The organism is Serratia sp. JSRIV004 (genome assembly GCF_019968705.1).
Classification (GTDB): domain Bacteria; phylum Pseudomonadota; class Gammaproteobacteria; order Enterobacterales; family Enterobacteriaceae; genus Chania; species Chania fonticola_B.
This window is the reverse complement of sequence record NZ_CP074140.1, coordinates 4,698,864-4,722,984: the sequence shown is the minus strand read 5'-3', so window position 1 is coordinate 4,722,984 and position 24,121 is coordinate 4,698,864. Positions and strand designations below refer to the sequence as shown.

Sequence of the window (24,121 nt, the reverse complement as noted above, 5' to 3'; positions counted from 1 at the left end):
CTTTGGTAGAGGGTTGGGATGAGGGGGAATTCTGTCACTAAAATTACGACCAGTAGCACGAGTGTTGTTAGACTTGCCCCGGACTCTTTTTGCCGAGGTGTTCTCGATCGGTTCCCTCTCCCTGTGGGAGAGGGTTAGGGTGAGGGGCCGTTGACTCAGTAGTCGGTAATGCCCTTTTTCGCTTCCAAGGAGCCTCATGTTTACGGTTTATCATTCCAATCAACTGGACTTGCTGAAAACGCTGACCAGCGCGCTGATAGCCAGAGAGCCTTTGGCCGATCCGTTTCAACAGGAAGTGGTGCTGGTGCAAAGCCCCGGCATGGCGCAATGGTTGCAGATGCAGCTGGCCGAGCAGTTTGGCATTGCCGCGAATATCGTTTTCCCGCTCCCGGCGACCTTTATCTGGGACATGTTCACCAAGGTATTACCCGGCATACCCAAAGAGAGCGCCTTTAGCAAAGATGCCATGACCTGGAAGCTGATGTGGCTGCTGCCAGGCATGCTGACCCGGCCCGAGTTTGCTCCTCTACAGCATTACCTGACCGATGACGCCGACAAGCGCAAGATCCACCAGCTCGCCGGGCGTGTTGCCGATCTGTTTGACCAATATCTGGTTTATCGCCCGCAGTGGCTGGAGAGTTGGCAGCGTGGGGAAACGGTAGAAGGGCTTGCAGATGCACAAAGCTGGCAAGCCCCCCTGTGGCATCGGCTAGTGGAATATACCCACGAGCTGGGTCAGCCTGAATGGCACCGTGCCAACTTATATCGCCGGTTTATTAGTACCCTGGAGAATGCCACTCAATGCCCAGCAGGGTTGCCGCCCCGGGTGTTTATCTGTGGGATTTCTGCCTTGCCGCCAATCTACCTGGAAGCGCTGCAGGCTTTGGGTAAACATATTGATATCCATCTGATGTTTACCAACCCCTGCCGCTATTACTGGGGCGACATTCAGGACTACGCCTTTCTGGCCCGTTTGCAGAGCCGCAAACGCCGCCACTATCATCAGGCACGTGAGCAAGGCCTGTTCCGTCAGCCGGAACAGGCTGCCCAACTATTTGATGCCGAGGGAGAACAACAGTTGAGTAATCCGCTGTTGGCTTCGTGGGGCAAATTGGGGCGCGATCATCTGTATTTACTGTCGCAGATGGAGGCGGTGCAGGAAGTCGATGCCTTTGTCGAGATCCCGGCAGATAGTTTGCTGCATGCCATTCAGCACGACATGCTGGAACTGGAAGATCACGCACTGATCGGCACCACGCCGGAAACTCTGGAGCGCAGTGACAATAAACGCCAGCTCGATCCGCAGGATCGCTCCATCAGTCTGCATGCCTGCCACAGCCCGCAGCGCGAAGTCGAGGTGCTGCACGATCGGTTGCTGACCATGCTGGCAGAAGATCCCCAACTTACCGCGCGCGACATCATCGTGATGGTGGCGGATATCGACAGTTACACCCCGTATATTCAGGCGGTGTTTGGCAATGCCCCCGCCGGGCGCTATCTGCCGTTTGCCATTTCCGACCGCAAGGCCAGGCAGGCGCATCCTGCGCTACAAGCCTTTATTTCCCTGCTGGATCTGCCGCAAAGCCGTTTTACCTCAGAGCAGGTACTGGCGCTGTTGGACGTGCCCGCGCTAGCGGCACGTTTCTCGATTCAGGAAGAAGGCTTAAGCCTGTTACGCCACTGGACTGGCGAATCCGGGGTACGTTGGGGGCTGGATGATGACAATGTGCGTGAGCTGGATCTGCCTGCAACCGGGCAGCATACCTGGCGGTTTGGCCTGACGCGGATGCTGCTGGGCTACGCCATGGACAGCAACGCCGGAGATTGGCAGGGCGTATTACCTTACGATGAGTCGAGTGGATTAGTAGCCGAACTGGCCGGGCAACTGGCCGATCTGCTGGCACAACTCAGCCGTTGGCGGCAAATCCTCAGTGAAGAGCGGCCGTTAGCCGAATGGTTGCCGCTGTGCCGCCAACTGCTCAATAGCTTCTTTGAGACGGACAGTGAAACGGAAGAGGCGTTGGCGCTGATCGAAGAGCAGTGGCAGAAAGTGGCCAGCTTTGGCCTGGCGGCGCGTTATCCCGATGCCGTGCCGTTGACGTTGCTGCGCGATGAACTGGCCGCACGGCTCGATCAGCAGCGTATCAGCCAGCGTTTCCTGGCTGGCCAGATCAACTTCTGTACCTTGATGCCCATGCGTTCCATTCCGTTCAAGGTGGTCTGCCTGCTGGGCATGAACGACGGTGTCTACCCCCGCACCTTGCCGCCGCTGGGGTTTGACCTGATGGCGCAGCAGATTAAGCGCGGCGATCGCAGCCGCCGTGACGATGACCGCTACCTGTTCCTGGAGGCGATCCTCTCTGCCCAGCAGCAGCTGTATATCAGCTTTATTGGCCGTTCCATTCAGGATAACAGCGAGCGCTATCCTTCCGTATTGGTCACTGAACTGTTGGAATATCTGCAGCAAAGCTATTGCCTGCCCGGCGATGAAGGGCTGGATGCAGACGGCAGCGCACGCAGGGTCGGTGAGCACTTGCTTAAACGCCATGCCCGCATGCCGTTTGCTGCGGAAAACTTCCTGCCGGGGAGCGAAGATCAAAGCTATGCGGCGGAATGGTTGGCAGCTGCCGATGGCCGTGGCGCTGCACATCCAGAATTTAATCAACCGCTGGCGGAGGAAGAGAAAACCCAGGTTTCTCTTGATGAACTGCTCCGTTTTTACCGCCATCCGATCCGTGCCTTCTTCCAGCTACGTCTTGGCGTTAACTTTATTCTGGAAGAGACCGATCTGCCGGAAGACGAGCCTTTTACGCTGGATAACCTCAGCCGCTATCAGTTCAACAGCCAATTGCTGAACACGCTGATCGAGGGGGAGGACGCAGGCAAGTTATACCAACGGGTGCGTGCATCGGGGGGATTACCTTACGGGGCTTTCGGTGAGATTTACTGGCAAAAGCAGCAGGAGGAAATGGCGGAGCTGGCCGAGCGGGTGCGTGAACAGCGCCAGGAGAATGGCAGCCTGGAGCTGGATATCGACGTGGCGGGCATGCGTATCACCGGCTGGCTGCATCAGGTACAGCAGGATGGCTTGCTGCGCTGGCGACCGGCAACGCTTTCTGCCGTAGACGGCATCTTGCTTTGGCTGGAGCACCTGGTGTATTGCTGCGTTGGCGGTAGCGGGGAAAGCCGTATGTTTGGCAGCAAGAATTCCGCCTGGCGCTTCGCTGCGCTCGCAAGCGAGGATGCCCACGCGCAGTTGGCGGAGCTGGTGGCGGGCTACCGCCGTGGCCTGTCGCAGCCGCTGATGCTGCTCAATAAAAGCGGCTGGGCCTGGTTGAGCCAATGTTATCAGGCACAAACGCAGCAGATAGACTGGGATGAAGAAGTCCAGATCAAGGCGCGTGCCAAGCTGCTGCAAGCCTGGCAGGGCGATCAGCGGATCCCGGGGGAAGGGGCAGATCCCTATACCCAGCGCGTTTTCCGCCAAATGGATAACGTTCGCCTTGAACAAATTCTCAAAGAAACAAAGCGTTACCTGCTACCCGTGGCCCGTAATAATCTTGGGTAATACCCCTCACGGTGGCACAGGTCGCAGTGGGGTGATAAAAATTTTACGCTTTTATACTCAACCATTGAGGTTAAGTCTGGTCTTACATAACGTATAGGCATATACGTTGTAGAGTGGCGTACGCTGCGCCCCCAACGATGTGGGCTATAGTGAGTTGAGTGTTTAAAACCGTAATGCGTTGAGTTAGAAATTGAATTTCATTGGGCATCGCTTTCGGTTGTGTCATTTTGCACCGTGCTGTCACCGTCAGGGAGTTGGCGAGACAGCCAGAGAACAGGGGTTTATTTTGGATATGCGCAGACTGTTGACCCGCATTACCGGGTTGATGTTATTGGTTATGTTTTGGGCGCCGTTAAGCTGGGCCGCGCAAGGCTGGCAACCGCTGGCGGAAAAGATCAACAAAAGCGATCACGATCCGCGTGAATACCAGGCTATCAAGCTGGATAACGGCATGACCGTACTGCTGGTGTCCGACGCGTTAGCACCAAAGTCACTGGCTGCTCTGGCGCTGCCGGTAGGCTCGCTGGAAGATCCCAACAGCCAACTTGGCCTGGCTCACTACCTGGAACATATGGTACTGATGGGCTCCAAGCGCTATCCAGAACCCGAGAACCTCTCCGAGTTTTTGAAAAAGCACGGTGGTAGCCACAATGCCAGCACCGCGTCTTACCGCACTGCGTACTATCTGGAAGTGGAAAATGACGCTTTAGAACCCGCTGTCGATCGGATGGCCGATGCCATTGCCGAACCTATTTTGGATCCCGGCAATGCGGACCGCGAACGCAACGCGGTGAATGCTGAGTTAACGATGGCGCGCTCTCGTGACGGTATGCGCATGGCGCAGGTTGGGGCAGAAACCCTCAATCCGGCTCACCCTAGCGCACGTTTTTCTGGCGGCAACCTCGAGACGTTGCAGGACAAGCCAGGCAGCAAGCTGCATGAAGAACTGGTTAGTTTTTATAAGCGTTACTATTCTGCCAACCTGATGAAGGGCGTGCTGTACAGCAACCAATCCTTGCCTGAACTGAGAGCGCTGGCGGTCAAAACCTTCGGCCGCATTCCTAATCACGATGCGAAAGTGCCACCGATCACCGTTCCGGCGGTCACCTCGGAGCAGCAGGGCATCATTATTCATTATGTACCGGCGCAGCCGCGCAAGCAGCTGAAGGTCGAATTCCGTATCGATAACAACAGCGCCGAGTTCCGCAGTAAAACCGATACCTATATCAGCTACCTGATTGGCAACCGCAGCACCAATACGCTTTCTGACTGGCTACAGAAGCAGGGGCTGGCAGATGCCATCAATGCGGGTGCCGACCCGATGATCGATCGCAACGGTGGCGTGTTCTCAATCAGCGTTTCCTTGACCGACAAGGGGCTGGCGGAGCGTGACAAAGTGGTGGCAGCGATCTTCAGCTATCTGAAAATGCTGCGTGGTGAAGGGATCAAGCAAAGTTATTTTGACGAGATCGCCCATGTGCTGAATCTGGATTTCCGCTATCCGTCGATTACCCGCGACATGAATTACATCGAATGGCTGGTGGACACCATGCTGCGCGTGCCGGTAGAGCATACGCTGGATGCGCCGTACCTGGCCGATCGCTACGATCCTGAAGCCATTGCTGAACGCCTGGGGCAAATGACGCCACAAAATGCGCGTATCTGGTTTATCAGCCCGAATGAGCCACACAACAAAACGGCTTACTTTGTCGAGGCACCTTATCAGGTCGAGAAAATCAGCGCGGAACGCTTCGCGAAATGGCAGCAGTTGGGTAAAAATATCGCACTTTCTCTGCCGGGGCTGAACCCTTATATTCCGGATGAGTTTACCCTGAACAAGCCCTCACATGAGTTTATCAAACCGGAAATGGTGGTGAACCAGCCAGGGCTGCGGGTGCTGTATATGCCAAGCCGCTATTTTGCCGATGAACCCAAGGCCGATGTCACGGTAGCGTTGCGTAACGCCAAAACCATGGATTCCGCGCGTAATCAGGTGCTGTTCTCGTTGATGGATTATCTGGCGGGGATCTCGCTAGATGAGTTAAGTTATCAGGCTTCTGTGGGGGGGATTAGCTTCTCTACCTCGCCTAATAATGGCCTGATGTTTAGCGCCAATGGCTTTACCCAGCGTCTTCCACAACTGTTGACCTCGCTGATTGAAGGCTACTCCAGCTTTACCCCAACGCAAGAGCAGTTGGAACAGGCGAAATCCTGGTATCTGGAACAGTTGGATTCCGCAGAGAAGGGCAAAGCCTTTGAGCTGGCGATCCAGCCGGTACAGATGCTGTCCCGCGTGCCTTACTCCGAGCGTAGCGAACGCCGCGAAGTGCTGAAAACCATTACGTTGCAAGACGTGCTGGCTTACCGTGACAGCCTGATGGCCGGGGCCACGCCGGAGTTACTGGTAGTGGGCAATATGAGCAAGCAACAGGTGGACACGTTGGCTTCTTCACTGAAGCAGAGCCTGGGTTGTACTGGTCTGGAATGGTGGCACGGCGAAAATGTCGTGATTGCCAAAAACCAGTTTGCCAACCTGCAGCGCCCTGGCAGCAGCACCGATTCGGCGCTGGCGGCGGTGTATGTCCCAACGGGGTATGACGAAGTGACCAGCATGGCGTATAGCTCATTGCTGGGGCAGATCATCCAGCCGTGGTTCTACAGCCAATTGCGTACGCAAGAGCAGCTCGGCTATGCGGTGTTCTCCTTTGCGATGCCGGTTGGCCGCCAGTGGGGCATTGGTTTCCTGCTGCAAAGCAACAGTAAGCAGCCAGCCTATCTCTACCAGCGCTATCAAGATTTCTACCCGAAAACGGAAAAGCGCCTGCGTGAGTTGAGTGATGCCGATTTTGCCCAATACAAACAGGCCATGATCAATGAGCTGCAACAGCGTCCACAGACCTTAGGTGAAGAAGCGGGCCGCTTTAGCAGCGATTTCGATCGCGGTAATTTCGCCTTCGATACCCGTGAAAAGCTGATCGCTCAGGTACAGACTCTGACGCCTGCCAAGCTGGCGGATTATTTCCATCAGGCGGTGATTAAGCCACAGGGTCTGGCACTGTTGTCTCAGGTGAGTGGCAGCAGCCAGCAGAAAGCCGATTTTGCGGCGCCGGGTGAGGGTTGGGTGACCTATCCTAACGCCTCGTCCCTGCAAAAAACGCTGCCTCGTAAAGTGGCGACGCCATGACGAAAGGCGTTCCTCAGCGGCTTGATCCACTGACGTTGCCGCTGTTTGGTGAACGGCTGATCGAAGCCTCGGCAGGGACAGGGAAGACCTTCACTATCGGTGCTTTGTATCTGCGCCTGCTGCTTGGCTTAGGCCAGGCAGCAGCGTTTCCACGGCCGCTCACGGTAGAAGAGATCCTGGTAGTTACCTTTACCGAAGCGGCGACGGAGGAACTCCGGGGCCGCATTCGCAGTAATATCCACGCATTACGCATTGCCTGCGTACGCGGGCATAGCTCAGACCCGCTGTTTGCCGCGCTGATGGCGGAGATTGGCGATCTGTCAGAGGCCGCAGCGCAATTGCTGGCTGCCGAGCGCCAGATGGACGAAGCGGCGATCTACACTATCCACGGTTTTTGTCAGCGAATGCTCACTCACAACGCATTCGAGTCGGGCATTTTGTTTGAACAAACGCTGGTGCAGGACGAACTGCCGTTGCGCCGCCAGGCCTGCGCCGATTTTTGGCGGCGTCACTGTTATCCATTGCCACTGGGCGTTGCCCGGGCGGTCAGTCAGGAGTGGAGCGGCCCAGAGGCTTTGTTGAGCGATCTCTCGGGCTATCTGCATGGCGAAGCTCCCACTCTGCGTCAGCCGCCGAAAGATGACGAAACGGTGCTGATGCGCCATGAACAGATCGTTGCGCGGATCGATGCCCTCAAGGCGCAATGGCAGGCGGCGGCCGATCTGGAAGCACTCATCAGTCAGTCTGGCGTCGACAAACGCAGCTACAGCAGCAAACATTTACCCAACTGGCTGAATAAGGTGGGGGAATGGGCGGGGCAGGAAACCGAAGATTACCAGTTGCCCAAAGAGCTGGAGAAGTTCCGCCAATCGGTGCTGCTGGAGAAAACCAAAAAAGGTGAGGCTCCGCGGCATCCGCTGTTTGTGGCGATTGATGAGCTGTTTGCCGAACCCTTGACCCTGCGTGACCTGATCATGGCACGGGCGCTGAGCGAAATACGCCTTTCCATTCAACAGGAAAAACGCCAGCGTGCCGAACTGGGGTTTGACGATCTGCTCAGCAGGCTGGATGCGGCACTGCAAAGCGCCGGTGGTGAACAACTGGCGCTGGCGATCCGTCAGCGTTATCCGGTGGCGATGATCGATGAGTTTCAGGATACCGACCCACAGCAGTACCGGATCTTCCAGAAACTGTATGTTGGCCGGGAAGAGTGTGGCCTGCTGCTGATCGGAGATCCCAAACAAGCGATTTACGCCTTCCGTGGTGCAGACATTTTTACCTATATGAAGGCTCGTTCAGAGGTAAGTGCCCACTATACCTTAGAGACCAACTGGCGCTCATCACCGGCGATGGTTGGCAGCGTTAACCGCCTGTTTGCTCAGGTGGAAAAGCCGTTCCTGTTTGGCCAAATCCCGTTTATCGAGGTGGCTGCCGCAGCGAAGAATCAGGAACTGGTCTTCGAGTGGCAGAATAAGCCGCAACCGGCTATGCAATTTTGGCTGCAACCTGGGGATGGGGCCGGAGTAAGTGATTACCAACAATTAATGGCGCGCTTGTGTGCAGCCCAGATCCGCGACTGGCTGAGTGCCGGGCAGGCCGGAGAAGCCTGGCTGGTCAAAGGGGAACAACGCCGCCACGTTCAGGCATCGGATATTACCATTCTGGTGCGAAGCCGCGCCGAAGCAGCGTTGGTTCGTGATGCACTGAGCGCGCTGGCCATTCCCTCGGTTTACCTTTCCAACCGTGACAGCGTATTTGATACGCCAGAAGCCAAAGATTTACTGTGGTTGCTACAGGCGGTACTGGCACCCGAACAGGAGCGAACCCTGCGCTGCGCTTTGGCCACCGGGCTATTGGGGCTGGATGCCTTGACGCTGGATGGACTAAACCATAACGAGTCCGCATGGGATGATTTGGTCAACGAGTTTGATGGATATCGTAGCCATTGGTTGCGCCGCGGCGTGTTACCAATGCTGCGTGAGGTGATGGCCAAGCGGCATCTGGCAGAAAACCTGTTGGCCAGCCCTGGGGGTGAGCGCCGTTTGACCGATGTCATGCATTTGGGGGAACTGTTGCAGGAAGCCACGGCGCAACTGGATGGTGAACACGCGCTGGTGCGTTGGTTGGCACAACAGATCGCTCAGCCGAATCGCCAGTCGGACAATCAGCAACTGCGGCTGGAAAGCGACCGTCATTTGGTGCAGGTGATCACCATCCACAAGTCGAAAGGGTTGGAGTTCGATCTGGTATGGCTGCCTTTTGTGGGGAATTTCCGCCAGCAGCAACAGGTGCTGTATCACGATCGCCAGACCTTTAAAGCCCTGCTGGATCTGAATGCCAACGAAGAAAGCGTGGCCTGGGCGGAGGAGGAACGGTTGGCAGAGGATTTGCGCCTGCTATACGTGGCGCTGACCCGTTCGGTGTATCACTGCAGCATCGGTATTGCGCCGTTGTTCCTCGGTACGCGCAAGAAGCAGGGCGATACGGATTTGCACCGCAGCGCGCTGGGATATCTGGTGCAGGCCGGGCAGGCGGGCGATGCGGCCTATCTGCAAAACTGCCTGCAACAGCTGGCAACTCAGGGCATCGCGCTGTCGCTGGTGGATGCACCGGGTGAACAAAGCTGGCAGCCACAGATGGCCGCCGCCGCAGAACTGACGGCCAGGCAGTTTCCACGCAGGATGCAGGATTTCTGGCGGGTTACCAGCTATACCGGCTTGCAACAGCATGGCGCAAGCCGGATGCAGGAGCTGTTGCCGCGCCTGGACGTTGATGCCGTTGGTGAGGGCGATACGGCTACACCACCCGCATTGACTCCCCATACTTTCCCGCGCGGCGCGGCACCTGGAACCTTCCTGCACAGCCTGTTTGAGGAGTTGGACTTTACCCAACCGCTAGATGAACAGTGGCTGTTGGCGCAGTTACAACAGCAAGGGCTGGAGGAGCATTGGTTGCCGGTATTATCCGGCTGGATGCAGGTGTTGCTGAATGCGCCACTTAATAGCAGCGGCGTCGCGCTATCCGCCTTACCGGCGGGAGCCAGGCAGGCAGAATTACAGTTCTATCTGCCGATCGGTGGCTTGCTGCAAGCGCAGCAGTTGGATGAACTGGTAAAACGCTACGATCCCCTTTCTGCTGGCTGCCCGGCGCTGGATTTCCAACAGGTTCAGGGCATGCTGAAAGGCTTTATCGATCTGGTGTTCTGCTGGCAGGGCAAATATTACCTGCTGGATTACAAATCCAACTGGCTGGGCGAAGACAGCAGCGCCTATACCCAAGAGGCGATGGCGCGGGCGATGGCGGAACACCGCTACGATCTGCAATACCAACTCTATACCTTGGCGCTGCACCGCTATCTGGGGCATCGTCTGGCGGATTACGATTACCAGCGCCATTTTGGCGGGGTAATTTATCTGTTTTTACGCGGGGTAGATGCCGAGCATGAGGGCAACGGTATTTTTGCCTGTCGTCCGGAGTTCGCTCTGGTTGAAGGAATGGATCGCCTGTTTAGCGGTGAAACGGTCGACGTTGAGGATGGGCAATGATTGAGATTTTGCATCAGGCGTTGGCTCTGGGCGCCTTGCGACCGCTGGACGTTCAATTTGCCCAGGTGGTCGCCAACGATGATGAGCCGGATATTCTGCTGGCCGCCGCCTGCCTGAGCTCGGAGGCCGGTGCGGGCCACGTTTGTCTGTTGCTCGAACAATTATTGCCGGAAAATCTGTTTGGTGGCCGCCAGCCAGAGTTGGCCTTGGCTGCCTGGCAGGCCTGCGGGCAACCGGACGTGGCGAGTTGGCAACAGCGTCTGGCGGTCTCGCCAGCGATTAGCGATGGCAGTACGGCAACGCCGATGGTACTGCAACAGCAGCGGCTGTATCTGCAACGCATGTGGCAGAGCGAAGGTGACGTCGCCACTTTTATCAGCAGCGACAGCGTGCCACAGGAACTTGAAGAAGCGCAGCTGCGCACCATCCTCGATCGGTTATTTGGCGCAGCCACGGACGAACCTGATTGGCAAAAAATTGCCGCAGCGGTAGCGGCCACGCGCCGCATCGCGATTATTTCCGGCGGCCCCGGTACTGGTAAAACCACAACCGTCGCTAAGCTGTTGGCGGCGCTGGTGCAGTTGGCGGCCGGGGAGCGTTTGCGTATCCAGCTTGCTGCGCCTACCGGTAAAGCAGCGGCTCGACTAACCGAATCCTTGGGAAGCGCTAGCCGTCAGTTGGACTTAACCCCGGAGCAACGTGCCTTGTTTCCTACGGAAGCGGCGACGTTACACCGCTTGCTGGGGGCCCAGCCAAACAGCCAACGCATGCGCTATCACCGGGGGAACCCGCTGCATCTTGATGTGCTGATAGTGGACGAGGCTTCGATGGTGGACTTGCCCATGATGGCAAGGTTGATTGCCGCCTTACCCCCCAAGGCGCGAGTCATCTTCCTTGGCGATCGCGATCAACTGGCCTCGGTGGAGGCTGGAGCCGTGCTGGGGGATATCTGCCGGTTTGCCGAGCAGGGATATAGCGAAACCCGTGCGGCACAGTTGTCGCGCCTGACCGGTTGCCCCTTGCAAGGGCAGCCAGCGCAGGCCGAGGCAGCGGTGCGCGATAGCCTGTGCCTGCTGCGCAAGAGTTACCGGTTTGATGCCAAATCCGGCATTGGCCAGTTGGCTTTGGCGGTGAATGCTGGCGATAGCAAGCGCGCCCTGGCGGCGTTGAATGGCAGCTATGCCGACGTGGCGGGTTATCCGCTGGCAGAAACCGAAGATTATCAACGGCTGTTGGATAACGGCGTTGCTGGTTATCGCGACTATCTGCGGCTGGTAGCAGAAGGGGCGGGGGCCGTAACGATCCTGGATGCCTTTGGCCGTTTCCAGTTGCTCTGCGCACTGCGCGAAGGGCCATTTGGCGTTGCCGGGTTGAATGAGCGTATCGAAAGTGGGTTGCAGCGTGCCGGTTTGATTCGGCGTAATCCTGGCCCCGCCGGTCGCTGGTATTTAGGGCGGCCGGTGATGATTGGCCGTAATGATAGCGCGCTTGGGCTGTTTAACGGCGATATAGGCATTGCCTTGCCCGGTGAGGGCGGCGATCTGCGCGTGCATTTCCAATTACCGGACGGCAGCATTAAATCGGTACAGCCTAGCCGCTTACCGGCGCATGAAACCGCCTATGCGATGACGGTGCATAAATCACAGGGTTCGGAGTTCGACCACACGGCGCTGGTGCTGCCGAATCATTTTCTGCCGGTACTGACCCGCGAATTGGTTTATACCGCCATTACCCGCGCGCGCCAGCGGCTTTCGCTGTATGCGGTAGACAAGGTGTTGGTGAGCGCTATCCGCACCCCCACCCAACGCCGCAGCGGCTTGGCAGACCGTTTGCAGATTGGGAAATAATAACGGTGGGCGTTTGCCATACAGACGTAAAAAAACCTGACTGGTGAGGTCAGGTTTTTTTAGTGTTCCAGCACGGAGCGGTAACTCTGGCCAGAGCGAGGTGCTCCCTTACTAACGTGCTCAGTATATAAACAGCGGCGGATAAAGGCAAATCATAGAGAAGCATTTTTGGACAAGTTCCAAGCCTCGCCCGAGAAAATTTAATGTTGTATAGTCATTAAGTTAGTTATGGAGATGCTTCGTTTCAGCCTTCTGTATGGCGGTATAACGTCTTGAAGTCCTGGCTGAATTGCGGGTGGTGCCGGGTTCAGTGCTCTGGCCGGAGCGAGGTGCTTCCTTACTAACAATGGAAGGAGCCGTTGTGACAGGCAAATGGAAGGGTAAGCAGCGGCGATCTCGCTCCATATGATGGAGAGACGGATGAAAACTTTGATCGATAAAGTTCTCATCGTTCTGAAAGCGCTCGTCGCGCTGCTAGAACTGATCCGCCGGTTGATCGACTGATAGCGGAAACGTAGCTAAGGCCAGGGTTAACCATATCCTGGCCTTTAACATTTACTCAGCTTGTCCCACTACGTTCAAAGATCGGCCAACAGGATCTTCGAGCGGCGTTGGTAGTTATATAAAGCCTGCTTCTGCATCGGCAGCACGTCGACGTCCGCCGGAGTGAAGCCGCGCTCCTGGAACCAGTGGATGCTGCGTGTGGTCAGCACAAACAGCTTCTGTAGCCCCATCTGGCGCGCCTGGCTTTCTACCCGCTGCAGCAGCATCTCGCCCCGCGACGAGCTGCGGTAATCTGGATGCACTGCCACGCAGGCCATCTCACCAATCTTCTCTTCCGGGAACGGATAGAGTGCCGCGCAGGCAATGGTCAGGTTATCGCGTTCGATAATCGTGAACTTGTCGATCTCCATTTCCAACTGTTCGCGCGAACGGCGGACTAAAATCCCCTGTTGCTCCAATGGGCGGATCAGCTCAAGTATCCCACCGATATCATTGATGGTCGCCCGGCGTACCTGCTCGGCGCTCTCCATAACGATTTGGGTACCGATACCGTCGCGTGAAAACAGCTCCTGTACCAGTGCACCATCCTCCTGATAGCTGATCAGGTGGCTGCGGCGTACCCCGCTGCGGCAGGCCTTTACCGCGCCGCGCAGGAAGCGTACGGTGCCGGAATGGTAGTCACCTGCCTCTTCCAACTGCTCGATACGTTTTTGTGCATCGTTGGGGAACAGTTCGGAAAGGATATTGCCTTCTGCATCTGTCACCCCTTGTGATGAACAGAAGCCGATCATTTTCTCGGCCTTCAGCTTGATTGCCAACTGGGTGGCGACTTCTTCCGAGGTCAGGTTAAAGCTTTCGCCAGTCACCGATACCGCCACCGGACCAATCAGCACGATGGCCTTACTATCGAGTTGGCGATGAATGGCTTCTTCATCAATACGGCGGATACGGCCGCTGTGGCAATAATCGACGCCGTCATCCACGCCCAGCGGTTGGGCGATAATAAAGTTGCCGCTCACTACGTTGATGTGCGCCCCTTGCAATGGGGTGTTATTCAGGCTCATGGAAAGCCGTGCGGTAATATCCAGCTGTAACAAGCCGGCGGCCTGCTTGACCAGCTCTAGGGTATGGGCGTCTGTTACCCGGGTATGCTTATGGTAAATCGGCTCGTAGTTATGCTGCGCCAGATTGGCGTCAATCTGCGGCCGCGCACCGTAGACCACCACCAGACGAATGCCCAGGCTGTGTAACAGCCCGATATCATTGACGATACTGGAAAAGTTTTCATGTTCAATAGCTTCGCCACCCAGCATGACGACAAAGGTCTTGCCACGGTGAGTATTGATATAGGGAACTGAGTGACGGAATCCTTGCACCAGCTCTGTACTACGTTCCTTCACGGCAAGACCTCATTTGCATATTTATACGGTATTTTTGTATTTTTATTCTTTTATTGCGCCAAAGGCAAGCAGGAAATGACAGTGATTTTTCTGACAAATGCGCTAACTGATTAATAAATTGAAAGATCATAAAAAGATTTTCTGATGACAGCGGTGAATGGATTGGGTAAAGTTTTTGCCATTGTTTTTTTTTGCTGTTTTTTTAATCGTTATTTTTACCGGAGCCGCATGCCTAACTCTAATCACAATCCGGGTCGCCGTCGTTTGTTGCAGGGGGTTGCTGCAACCTGGTTGCTGAGTGTGAGTCGCGTTGGTTTCGCCGCTGCTTCTCATGTGATTGCCGTTCGTGTCTGGCCTTCCTCGACCTATACCCGAGTCACGCTGGAATCCAATGTCCCGCTAAAATACAAACAGTTTGCCCTGACCAATCCAGAGCGCATCGTGGTGGATGTGGAAGGGGTACAGCTGAATAGCGTGCTTAAAGGCATCGCCGGGCAGGTGCGCAAAGAAGATCCCTATCTGAAACAGGCGCGGGTCGGCCAGTTTGACAAAAATACCGTCAGGCTGGTGCTGGAACTCAAGCAAAGCGTCAGCCCAAATATGTTTACCCTGACACCGGTCTCCGAATATCGTAACCGCCTGGTAATGGATCTTTATCCTACCAAGGGGGGCAGCGGTGAAGAGTATGATCCGCTGTTGGCGTTACTGGAAGATTACAACAAGGGCGATCTGGAGCGGACGTTACCGGCGGAAGCACCGCAGGCCGGTAAGGCAGGGCGCGATAGGCCGATTGTGATCATGCTCGATCCTGGGCATGGCGGTGAAGATCCGGGGGCCATTGGCAAAAATAAAACCCGTGAAAAAGATATCGTGCTGCAGATTGCCCGTCGTCTCAGTGCGTTGATCAAACGCGAACCCAACATGAAAGTGTTTATGACGCGTAATGAAGACGTGTTTATCCCATTAAAGGTACGTGTAGCCAAAGCGCGTAAGCAGCGGGCCGATCTGTTTGTCTCGATCCACGCCGATGCCTTCAGCAACCGTGCGGCACGCGGTTCCTCGGTGTTTGCGCTTTCTACCAAAGGGGCAACCAGCAACGCCGCCAAGTTTCTGGCGCAAACCCAGAACGCCGCCGACGATATCGGCGGAGTCAGCAAGAGTGGCGATCGCTACCTGGATCACACCATGTTCGATCTCTTGCAGACCGCCACCGTCAATGACAGCCTGAAATTCGGTAAGGAAGTGCTGAACCGGATGGGTAAAATTAACCGTTTGCATAAGAATCGTGTCGATCAGGCCGGTTTTGCCGTGTTGAAGGCCCCTGATATTCCGTCGATCCTGGTGGAAACGGCGTTTATCAGCAATCTGGAAGAAGAGCGCAAGCTGCGCACCAGCCATTTTCAGCAGCAGGTGGCGCAATCTATTCTGGCCGGGATCAAAGCCTATTTCGCCAACGGTGGCGCATTGGCACGGCGTTAAACCAGGCGTAGCCCAAGGAGGGGCGGCGTAGTTAATTGGGAAGGTAGGGGGAAATTCAGATACAAAAAAACACCCGTTAAGGTGCTTGTCTGATGTTATCAAGATTGGTTGCGGGGGCCAGATTTGAACTGACGACCTTCGGGTTATGAGCCCGACGAGCTACCGGGCTGCTCCACCCCGCGTCCGTCTTGATACTGATATTATCGAACCAACCCTTCATGTGATACCGCTATTGCCGTATCGGTTGGTTGCGGGGGCCGGATTTGAACCGACGACCTTCGGGTTATGAGCCCGACGAGCTACCAGGCTGCTCCACCCCGCGTCCGTATAATACCTTTTCTTTCATCGAATCCAACACATTTTTGATACCGTTATCACAGTATCGGTTGGTTGCGGGGGCCAGATTTGAACTGACGACCTTCGGGTTATGAGCCCGACGAGCTACCAGGCTGCTCCACCCCGCGTCCGATGGAAGCGCACTATACTCTCCAGGCATTTTGTTGCAAACCCTTTTTGCATATAATTCACCGAAAGCCATTTTTATGCTGCATTAGTCCCCAATTTGCGTTTTTTTTCATCATAATCATCTGGCTGGGAATTTTTAGCGGTAGCGATTCCTTTATCTATGGCCGTTTGTTATCGTTCAGCCAGTTTACCCGTATCCATTGGGTATGGAACATATCAGTCTGAGAGAGTGTGCAATGAAAGGACGTTGGGGCAAATACCTGCTCGGTGGGTTAGTGATTGCGGTACTGGCCGGTTGTTCGTCAAAACCGACCGACCGGGGGCAGCAGTATAAAGATGGTCATCTGGATCAGTCGCTGGAGTTGGTGAATCGCCCCAATGCCAGAGGCGCCCCGATCAACGGCCAGGATTACGCCAACCAGCTGATGGAGATTAAATACGCTTCGCCGTCGCTGTTTAACCGCAATAACGCCACCTATCAGGCGGTGCAAAACTGGATGGCGGCGGGGGCGGATACGCGCCAACTGAACCAGTTCGGCCTCAGCGCCTATCAGATGGAAGGCGTCGATAGCTATGGCAACGTCCAGTTCACCGGCTATTACACCCCGGTGCTGCAGGCGCGTTATACCCAACAGGGCGAATTCCGCTACCCGCTGTACAGCATGCCAGCCAAAGGCAAGCGCCGCCTGCCGGATCGTGCCGGTATCTACTCAGGGGCGCTGGACAGCCGTTACATCATCGCTTACACCAACTCCCTGATGGATAACTTCATGATGGAAGTGCAGGGCAGCGGCTATGTCGATTTCGGCAATGGCCAGCCATTGGTGTTCTTTGGTTATAGCGGCAAGAACGGCCATGCTTACCGCAGTATCGGCAAGGTGCTGATCGATCGCGGCGAAGTGGCCAAGGCCGACATGTCAATGCAGGCCATTCGCCAGTGGGCGGATACCCACAGCGAAGCCGAGGTGCGCGAACTGCTGGAGCAAAACCCGTCGTTCGTGTTCTTCCACCCGGTGCCTTTTGCTCCGGTGAAAGGGGCCAGCGCGGTGCCGCTGATTGCCAAAGCCTCCGTGGCCTCCGATCGCTCTCTGATCCCGGCCGGTACCACGTTGCTGGCAGAAGTCCCGCTACTGGACAACAAGGGCAAGTTCACGGGAAAATATGAAATGCGCCTGATGGTCGCTCTCGACGTGGGTGGCGCCATCAAGGGCCAGCACTTTGACATGTACCAGGGGATTGGCCCAGAAGCCGGTCACTCGGCAGGGTTCTATAATCACTATGGCCGGGTCTGGGTATTGAAAGGCGGTAATCCTGGGGCACAGCTGTTTAGCGCCAATCAACCGTTGACCGCCTCGAGTGGTTCCCAGTTGGTTACCCGCTAAGAACGATGGCATATAGCTTGACCCGCAGGGCCGGATCTTCCGGCCCTGCCTATTTGCAACCAAGGTAAGTAAAGCAAAATGAGTACAGCCTATTCAGAGGCCTATCTACAGCGTTTTGGCGGCACGGCACGCCTGTACGGCCAGCCGGCATTGGCCCTGTTTGCCCAGGCGCACGTTTGTGTGATCGGCATTGGCGGGGTCGGTTCATGGGCGGCTGAAGCGCTGGCACGCACCGGCATTGGAGCGATCACCCTGATCGACATGGATGACGTCTGCGTCACCAACACCAATCGGCAGATCCATGCTTTGCGCCAGCATGTTGGCCAATCGAAAACCGAAGTGATGGCGGAACGGATCCTGGCGATCAACCCGGAATGCCGGGTGACCTGCGTAGATGATTTTATTACCCCGGACAACGTCGCCGAGCTGTTGAACCATAATTTCAGCTATGTGATTGATGCGATCGACAGCGTGCGGCCCAAAGCGGCGTTGTTGGCCTATTGCCGACGCTACAAGATCCCGGTGGTGACTACCGGCGGTGCTGGTGGGCAGATCGATCCTACGCAGATCGCCGTGGCCGATCTGGCCAAAACCATCCAGGATCCGCTGGCCGCCAAGCTGCGTGAAAGGTTGAAGAACGACTTTAACGTGGTGAAAAACAGCAAAGGCAAGCTGGGGATCGACTGCGTCTTCTCCACCGAGCCGCTGGTATATCCGCAGCCGGATGGTTCAGTATGCGCCTCACGCAGTACCGCAGAAGGGCCGAAAAGAATGGATTGCAGCGCGGGTTTTGGCGCGGCGACCATGGTCACCGCGACCTTTGGCTTTATTGCCGTCTCCCACGCGTTGAAGAAGATGGTGGCAAAGGCGGCACGTCAGGCATAGCTGGCAGCGATGGCGTGTACCCTGGCCGCCAAGGCTGCCAGGCCGCTGGCTCGGGTGGCGCTGAGCTGGGCACGCAGCGCCAAGCTGTCAAACAGGGCCAAAGGATCGATAGCTAAGACCTGCTGAGGCGTTTTGCCTTCGACTGCGGTCAGCAGGATCGCCAGCAGGCCGCGCACAATGCGTCCTTCGCTGTCGCCATAAAAATGCAGTGTTCCATCTGCCAACCGCTGGTGCCCCAACCAGACCCGGTTTTCGCAACCGCTCAGTTCCATCTCCGTTTGCCGTAGATCGGCCGCCAGCGATGGCAAGCGTTTCGCCAGCATGATCAGTTGGCGGTAACGGTCTTCCCACTGTTTTAGCGGGCTGAAGGTTGTTATCAGCGTCTCGGCGGTGATTTCACGGCCAAAAGGGTGAGGGGCAAGCATCGGTTCTCCGTTGTGCATCTTATTCCGCCAGTAGTTCGATGGCGTTAGTTAACGCCAGCACCAGAGCATCGACGTCTTGCGGCGTATTATAAGGCGCAAATGACGCACGTAATGTTCCGCTGACCCCTAATGCGGCGATCAAAGGTTGGGCGCAGTGTTGGCCCGCGCGTACCGCGATGTTCTGTTCGGCTAACAGGGTGACGATATCGCTGTGGTGGATCCCGGCGATATCAAAGGCCAGCAGGCTGGAGCCGGAACTGCGGAAGCTGCGAAATCCGGGTAACTGCTGCAAACGCTGTTCGGCATTTTGCGCCAGGGCGCGGCTGTATTGCTCGGCGGCGGCCATATCCTGCGTTTCCAGCCAGCTCAACGCGGCACCCAACCCCAGCACTCCGGCAATATTTGGCGTACCGGCTTCAAAACAGTGCGGTGGTTTTTGTGGCGTAAAGCCGCTGAAAGAAGCCTGCGTCAGCATTTTCCCCCCGCCTTGCCATGGCCCCATTTGAGCCAGCAGCGCGGTTTTGCCATACAACGCACCAATGCCAGTTGGGCCATAGAGTTTATGCGCTGAGAAGGCGTAGAAATCGATATCGAGCCGCTGAACGTCGGCAGGGCAATGCACAATGCCCTGTGCGCCGTCGATCATCACTACCGCGTTCACCGCATGGGCCAACTCAATAGCCAGCGCGATATCCGGGCAGCCTCCCGTGACGTTGGACATTTGCCCCAAGGCCAGAATGCGGGTTTTCTCGCACAACAGCGTAGGGAGCAGCGTCAAATCTGGCAGGCGATCGGGGCCAAGCGGCAGCTTCACCACTTCGGCACCGGTCTGTTCTGCCACCATCAACCACGGGATCAGGTTGGCATGATGCTCCGCCTCGCTAACCAGGATCTGATCTCCCGGCTGCAGGCGTGGGCGAGCATAGCTCTGCGCGACTAAATTGATGGCTTCCGTGGTGCCGCGGGTCCAAACGATGTCGTCCGCACAAGGGGCATTAATCAAGGTGGCAACCTGCTGGCGTGCCTGCTCAAAGCGCTGGGTCAAATCCTGTGCCGCACGATGTTGGCTGCGGTGTACGGTGGCGGCATCTGCGCTGTAAAACTGCTGCGTGGCGTCGATCACCGCCTGCGGTTTTAGCGCGGTAGCGGCACTGTCCAGATAAATTCCTGCCTGTTGAAGGGCCGGGAACTGGCTGCGGAACAAGGTAGGCTCAAAAGGCTTCATCGGCTGATTATCAGTGGCTTTGTCAGCCATTGATCCTGTCCTATTTTGCCGTCAGAGACAAGTTATCCCGAACAATTGTCGCTGTTTCCTGGAAATCTGACGAAAGTTTGTTATGCTGAATATTGGCGTTCGAATGAGTCCCTTAAATAACAGAAATGATTTTTACAGCATTTTTATCTACAAGGAGTCACAAATGAACAAGACAGCCGCAGTTATCTCTGCCCTGATGCTCACGTTTACCCTGGCAGCCTGCTCAAGTAACTACGTCATGCATACCAGCGATGGGCGCACCATTGTCGCCGATGGAAAACCCAAGGTGGATGACGATACCGGGATGATCAGCTACAAAGATGCCAACGGCGTTGAGCAGCAGATTAACCGTGCCGATGTGAAGGAGATGGTTGAAGGTAATCAGTAACTTCCAGGCAAAAAAAAGCACCGCGAAGTTGGCGGTGCTGCATAAAATCACTATGGACAGACAGGGTAAATGTACAGGAAGTGAAAAACAGTAGCCTAGCTACCATGTCCGAATTGGCGGACAAATTGCAAACACAACATCACAACCACAAGCCAAAAGTTCATCGGCGTCTTCGACACCCAATCCCTTTTCGTTCCGGCCCAGGAAGTGTCGCCACTATAGGTATTTACTGGCGCATGCTCAACGGACAATTTATAATGGCTCGGATTAAAAAAACTAATGGCAATAGTCCACGCGGATGGGCTAGTGGCGTTATGTATCATGCAGCCTGATCTCGTTTGCGAAACCCGGCGGTCATTTGTTACATAAATGTAACTAAAGCCGATGAATTGCAAATTGGCCGCTCTGGCGTGTCCCTGCGCTCGCGGCATTTTTCGGCACAGCTAGGTAGCGGTAAGGACGCGTTCAGCCGACAACGCCGCAGTTTGCCATACAAAAGGGTCAATGAATGTCTAAACGTCTCCCTCCTCTTAATGCTCTGCGGGTTTTTGACGCGGCAGCCCGCCATTTGAGCTTTACCAAGGCGGCAGAGGAGCTGTTTGTTACCCAGGCCGCAGTCAGCCATCAGATCAAGTCTCTGGAGGATTTCCTGGGGCTGAAACTGTTTCGACGACGCAACCGTTCTCTGTTGCTGACGGAAGAGGGGCAGAGTTATTACCTGGATATCAAAGAGATTTTCTCTTCGATCAATGAGGCAACACGCAAGCTTCAGGCACGCAGTGCCAAGGGGGCTCTGACCGTCAGCCTGCCGCCCAGTTTCGCCATTCAGTGGCTGGTGCCACGTCTTTCCAGCTTTAACTCAGCTTATCCGGGGATCGATGTGCGCATCCAGGCCATTGACCGCGAAGAAGAAAAGCTGGCGGATGACGTTGACGTGGCGATCTTTTATGGCCGTGGCAACTGGCCGGGAGTACGCGCCGAGCGTCTGTACGCGGAGTATCTGCTGCCGGTTTGTTCTCCCAGCCTGTTAATGGGCGATCATGCACTGAAAGTGCCGGGCGATCTGGCTTATCATACGCTTCTGCATGATACTTCACGCCGCGACTGGCTGGCATATACCCGCCAACTGGGGTTACAGCATATCAACGTGCAGCAAGGGCCAATCTTTAGCCATAGTGCCATGGTGGTACAGGCGGCCGTTCATGGCCAGGGGATTGCGCTGGTGAATAACGTGATGGCGCAAACCGAGATCGAAGCCGGTCGGCTGGTCTGCCCGTTTAACGATGTGTTGGTAAGTAAAAACGCTTTTTATCTGGTATGTCATGACAGCCAGGCAGAACTGGGTAAAATAGCCGCCTTTCGCCAATGGATCTTGGCGCGTGCGGCCAGCGAACAGGAGAAGTTCCGCTTTCGCTATGAACAATAAAGCCGGCTGCGGTGACGTTGTGGCTGGTGGATCTCGATTAAGGTGAATAATGATGAGTAGCCGTTCTATGCTGATTTTTGCTGCTATCAGTGGTTTTGTCTATGTTGCTCTGGGCGCGTTTGGTGCGCACGTATTGAGTAGTGCGCTCGGGGTCAATGAAATGGCCTGGATCCGCACCGGGCTTGATTACCAGGGGTTCCATACTCTGGCGATCCTGGGGCTGGCCGTTGCCATGCAGCGTCGGGTCAGCCTGTGGTTTTACTGGAGCGGAGCGCTGTTGGCGCTCGGCACCGTGTTGTTCAGCGGCAGCCTGTACTGTCTGGCGCTGTCTCACCAAAAGGTTTGGGTTTATGTCACGCCAGTGGGCGGGACCTGCTTCCTGATCGGTTGGGCATTGATGTTGATTGGCGCTTTGCGTCTGAGGAAAAAGGCCGAGCGCCATGAATAAGATCGCGTTGTACTGCCGCCAAGGCTTTGAGAAAGAGTGCGCGGCGGAAATTACCGACAAGGCCGCCCAGTTGGAAGTGTTTGGTTTTGCCAGGGTTAAAGACAACAGCGGCTATGTGCTGTTTGAATGCTATCAGCCGGACGATGCCGATCGCCTGGCGAAAGAAATCCCGTTCCGTGAGCTGATCTTTGCCCGCCAGATGCTGGTGGTGGGAGAACTGCTGCGTGATTTGCCACCGGAAGATCGGGTTTCACCGATTGTCGGCATGCTGATGGGCGTGGTCGATCGCGGCGGTGAATTACGGGTAGAAGTACCGGATACCAACGAAAGCAAAGAGCTGCTGAAGTTCTGCCGCAAGCTGACTGTGCCGCTGCGCGGCGCATTGCGTGAGCAGAAAGTGCTGATGGCGCGTGAGAATCCCTCTCGCCCGGTGGTACACGTGTTCTTTATCGCGCCGGGCTGTTGCTACGTGGGATATTCCTATAGCAACAACAACTCCCCGTTCTATATGGGGATCCCACGCCTGAAGTTCCCGTCCGATGCGCCAAGCCGCTCTACGCTGAAGCTGGAAGAGGCTTTCCACGTTTTCATCCCGGCAGACGAATGGGACGAGCGTTTAGGCAGTGGGATGTTTGCGGTCGATCTGGGGGCTTGCCCTGGCGGCTGGACCTATCAGTTGGTCAAACGCAGCATGATGGTGCATTCGGTGGACAACGGCCCGATGGCCCCGAGTCTGATGGATACCGGGCAGGTGACCCACCATCGTGTCGACGGCTTCCGCTTTGAGCCGACCACCAGCAAAAACTACTGGGTAGTGTGCGATATGGTGGAGAAGCCGGCAAAAGTGACCAGCCTGATGATCCAATGGTTGCTCAAAGGCTGGTGCCGTGAGGCGATCTTTAACCTGAAGCTGCCGATGAAGAAGCGCTACGAAGAGGTGGCGCAGAACCTGCAAAGCATCCACGAAGCCTTGGCCAACGAGGGGATTAGCGCAGAGATCCACGCCAAGCAGCTGTACCACGATCGTGAAGAGATCACCGTACACGTGCGCCGCATGTGGTCGGCCATTCCCGGCCGCCGCGACGAGCGCGAGTAAGGCGTAAGGGCGTTGCTGTTGGCAGCGCCCTTAATTTATTGGCAAACGTAACTGTTGCAGATTGCCGTCCAGCGTCAGATCGGTACGCAAAGTGGCGACCTGCTTGCTGATATAGGCCAGCTCGCGGTGCTCTAACAGCTTGCTGTGCCACTTCTCCGGCACCTGTTCCAGGTGTTGATACAGACCATCCAGACTCCCCATCTGTTGCAGTAGCAATACCGCCGTTTTTGGCCCGATACCGGCAACGCCTGGGATCTTGCTGCTACCAATGCCTGCCAGCCCCCAATAATCCGTGAGCTGTTGCGGTAACACTCCAAACTCTTGCTGCACAAACGGCATATCCAACCAGCGTTTCTGGAAGTAGTCACGGATCTGTACGCTGGGTGCCAGCAGCTGGCAGTAGCCTTTGTCGGTAGAGACAATCGTCACCTGGTGCCCGCCTGCGGCAATTTTGGCCGTCAGCGTCGCAGCCAGATCGTCCGCCTCATTGCCAGCCGAATGCCAACTGGCCACCCCAAGCTCGGCAAACGCTTCGCGCAGCTGCGGCATTTCCTGATGCAGGTTTTCCGGCATCGGCGAACGCCCGGCTTTGTAATCGGGCAGAATTTGATGTCGCCAGCTCTCGCTACGGTCGTCTTCGTCGAACACCGCCACGGCGTGGGTGGGCTGGCTGTGTTGAATCAACTGCTGTAGCGCATGCTTGCAAGCGTTGACACAAGGGGAGCCTTGCACCGCATGAATGCGGCGAATTAGGTTCAGAGCATCGACAATCAGTAAATGTATAGGCATAGGCAAGGCAACAACGTCAGAAAATTAGGGCGGCT

The 24,121-nt window shown here is 56.0% G+C and carries 16 protein-coding genes and 3 tRNA genes; 12 read left to right on the top strand and 7 right to left on the bottom strand.

The window, feature by feature from the left end:
• Positions 1 to 196: 196 nt before the first annotated feature.
• From recC to dinQ, 5 genes are all read left to right on the top strand, one after another.
• Positions 197 to 3,568 carry an exodeoxyribonuclease V subunit gamma gene (gene recC, locus KGP21_RS22485; RefSeq protein WP_223500271.1) on the top strand — a complete coding sequence of 1,124 codons (3,372 nt, stop codon included), beginning with the start codon at positions 197 to 199 and terminating at the stop codon, positions 3,566 to 3,568.
• 292 nt (positions 3,569 to 3,860) lie between these two features.
• Positions 3,861 to 6,752, top strand: coding sequence for a pitrilysin (ptrA, locus tag KGP21_RS22480; protein ID WP_223500270.1), 2,892 nt, complete (start codon positions 3,861 to 3,863; stop codon positions 6,750 to 6,752).
• Positions 6,749 to 10,297: an exodeoxyribonuclease V subunit beta gene (gene recB, locus KGP21_RS22475; protein ID WP_223500269.1), complete on the top strand. Its 3,549-nt coding sequence runs from the start codon at positions 6,749 to 6,751 to the stop codon at positions 10,295 to 10,297. The genes ptrA and recB overlap by 4 nt, the downstream gene beginning before the upstream one ends.
• Positions 10,294 to 12,144 (top strand): exodeoxyribonuclease V subunit alpha, encoded by a 1,851-nt coding sequence (gene recD, locus KGP21_RS22470; protein ID WP_179248326.1) that lies wholly within the window; start codon positions 10,294 to 10,296, stop codon positions 12,142 to 12,144. Before recB ends, recD begins: the two co-directional genes overlap by 4 nt.
• Before the next feature lie 405 nt (positions 12,145 to 12,549).
• Positions 12,550 to 12,648: a damage-inducible type I toxin DinQ gene (gene dinQ / locus KGP21_RS29805; protein ID WP_371822059.1), complete on the top strand. Its 99-nt coding sequence runs from the start codon at positions 12,550 to 12,552 to the stop codon at positions 12,646 to 12,648.
• Positions 12,649 to 12,722: 74 nt separating this feature from the next.
• On the opposite strand, the gene argA is transcribed toward dinQ, so the two are convergent.
• Positions 12,723 to 14,048: an amino-acid N-acetyltransferase gene (gene argA, locus KGP21_RS22465; protein ID WP_021179881.1), complete on the bottom strand. Its 1,326-nt coding sequence runs from the start codon at positions 14,046 to 14,048 to the stop codon at positions 12,723 to 12,725.
• A gap of 228 nt (positions 14,049 to 14,276) precedes the next feature.
• Here argA and amiC point away from each other — a divergent pair, with 228 nt between their 5' ends.
• Positions 14,277 to 15,527 (top strand): N-acetylmuramoyl-L-alanine amidase AmiC, encoded by a 1,251-nt coding sequence (gene amiC / locus KGP21_RS22460; protein ID WP_021179882.1) that lies wholly within the window; start codon positions 14,277 to 14,279, stop codon positions 15,525 to 15,527.
• A gap of 105 nt (positions 15,528 to 15,632) precedes the next feature.
• Here amiC and KGP21_RS22455 read toward each other — a convergent pair.
• The 3 genes from KGP21_RS22455 to KGP21_RS22445 form a co-directional block, all read right to left on the bottom strand.
• Positions 15,633 to 15,709 (bottom strand) — tRNA-Met (locus tag KGP21_RS22455).
• A gap of 63 nt (positions 15,710 to 15,772) precedes the next feature.
• Positions 15,773 to 15,849, bottom strand: a tRNA-Met gene (locus tag KGP21_RS22450).
• 65 nt (positions 15,850 to 15,914) lie between these two features.
• A tRNA-Met gene (locus KGP21_RS22445) sits at positions 15,915 to 15,991 on the bottom strand.
• Between the two features lie 237 nt (positions 15,992 to 16,228).
• Between KGP21_RS22445 and mltA the strand changes: the two genes are divergently transcribed.
• Both mltA and tcdA read left to right on the top strand, forming a co-directional pair.
• Positions 16,229 to 17,374, top strand: coding sequence for a murein transglycosylase A (gene mltA / locus KGP21_RS22440; protein ID WP_021179883.1), 1,146 nt, complete (start codon positions 16,229 to 16,231; stop codon positions 17,372 to 17,374).
• A gap of 78 nt (positions 17,375 to 17,452) precedes the next feature.
• Complete coding sequence (gene tcdA / locus KGP21_RS22435; protein WP_021806123.1) at positions 17,453 to 18,259, top strand: tRNA cyclic N6-threonylcarbamoyladenosine(37) synthase TcdA; 807 nt, start codon at positions 17,453 to 17,455, stop codon at positions 18,257 to 18,259.
• Here the strand turns inward: tcdA and csdE are convergent.
• Positions 18,250 to 18,684, bottom strand: a complete 435-nt coding sequence (gene csdE / locus KGP21_RS22430) for a cysteine desulfurase sulfur acceptor subunit CsdE (protein ID WP_021179885.1) — start codon at positions 18,682 to 18,684, stop codon at positions 18,250 to 18,252. The two genes, tcdA and csdE, sit on opposite strands and share 10 nt — an antisense overlap.
• Before the next feature lie 19 nt (positions 18,685 to 18,703).
• Positions 18,704 to 19,909, bottom strand: a complete 1,206-nt coding sequence (gene csdA / locus KGP21_RS22425; protein ID WP_024529486.1) for a cysteine desulfurase CsdA — start codon at positions 19,907 to 19,909, stop codon at positions 18,704 to 18,706.
• Positions 19,910 to 20,102: 193 nt separating this feature from the next.
• Between csdA and KGP21_RS22420 the strand changes: the two genes are divergently transcribed.
• The 4 genes from KGP21_RS22420 to rlmM all read left to right on the top strand — a co-directional run bounded on the left by KGP21_RS22420 (position 20,103) and on the right by rlmM (position 23,297).
• The gene (locus KGP21_RS22420; protein ID WP_021806121.1) at positions 20,103 to 20,327 is read left to right on the top strand and encodes a YgdI/YgdR family lipoprotein; all 225 of its coding nucleotides are present in this window, start codon (positions 20,103 to 20,105) and stop codon (positions 20,325 to 20,327) included.
• A gap of 508 nt (positions 20,328 to 20,835) precedes the next feature.
• Positions 20,836 to 21,753 carry a transcriptional regulator GcvA gene (locus KGP21_RS22415; protein ID WP_021806120.1) on the top strand — a complete coding sequence of 306 codons (918 nt, stop codon included), beginning with the start codon at positions 20,836 to 20,838 and terminating at the stop codon, positions 21,751 to 21,753.
• 52 nt (positions 21,754 to 21,805) lie between these two features.
• Entirely contained in the window at positions 21,806 to 22,201 is a 396-nt protein-coding gene (locus KGP21_RS22410; RefSeq protein WP_024484299.1) for a DUF423 domain-containing protein, read from the top strand.
• Entirely contained in the window at positions 22,194 to 23,297 is a 1,104-nt protein-coding gene (rlmM, locus tag KGP21_RS22405) for a 23S rRNA (cytidine(2498)-2'-O)-methyltransferase RlmM (protein ID WP_021179890.1), read from the top strand. The genes KGP21_RS22410 and rlmM overlap by 8 nt, the downstream gene beginning before the upstream one ends.
• Positions 23,298 to 23,327: 30 nt before the next feature.
• Here rlmM and xni read toward each other — a convergent pair whose 3' ends face one another.
• The gene (gene xni / locus KGP21_RS22400) at positions 23,328 to 24,086 is read right to left on the bottom strand and encodes a flap endonuclease Xni (RefSeq protein ID WP_021806119.1); all 759 of its coding nucleotides are present in this window, start codon (positions 24,084 to 24,086) and stop codon (positions 23,328 to 23,330) included.
• Between the last annotated feature and the right edge of the window lie 35 nt (positions 24,087 to 24,121).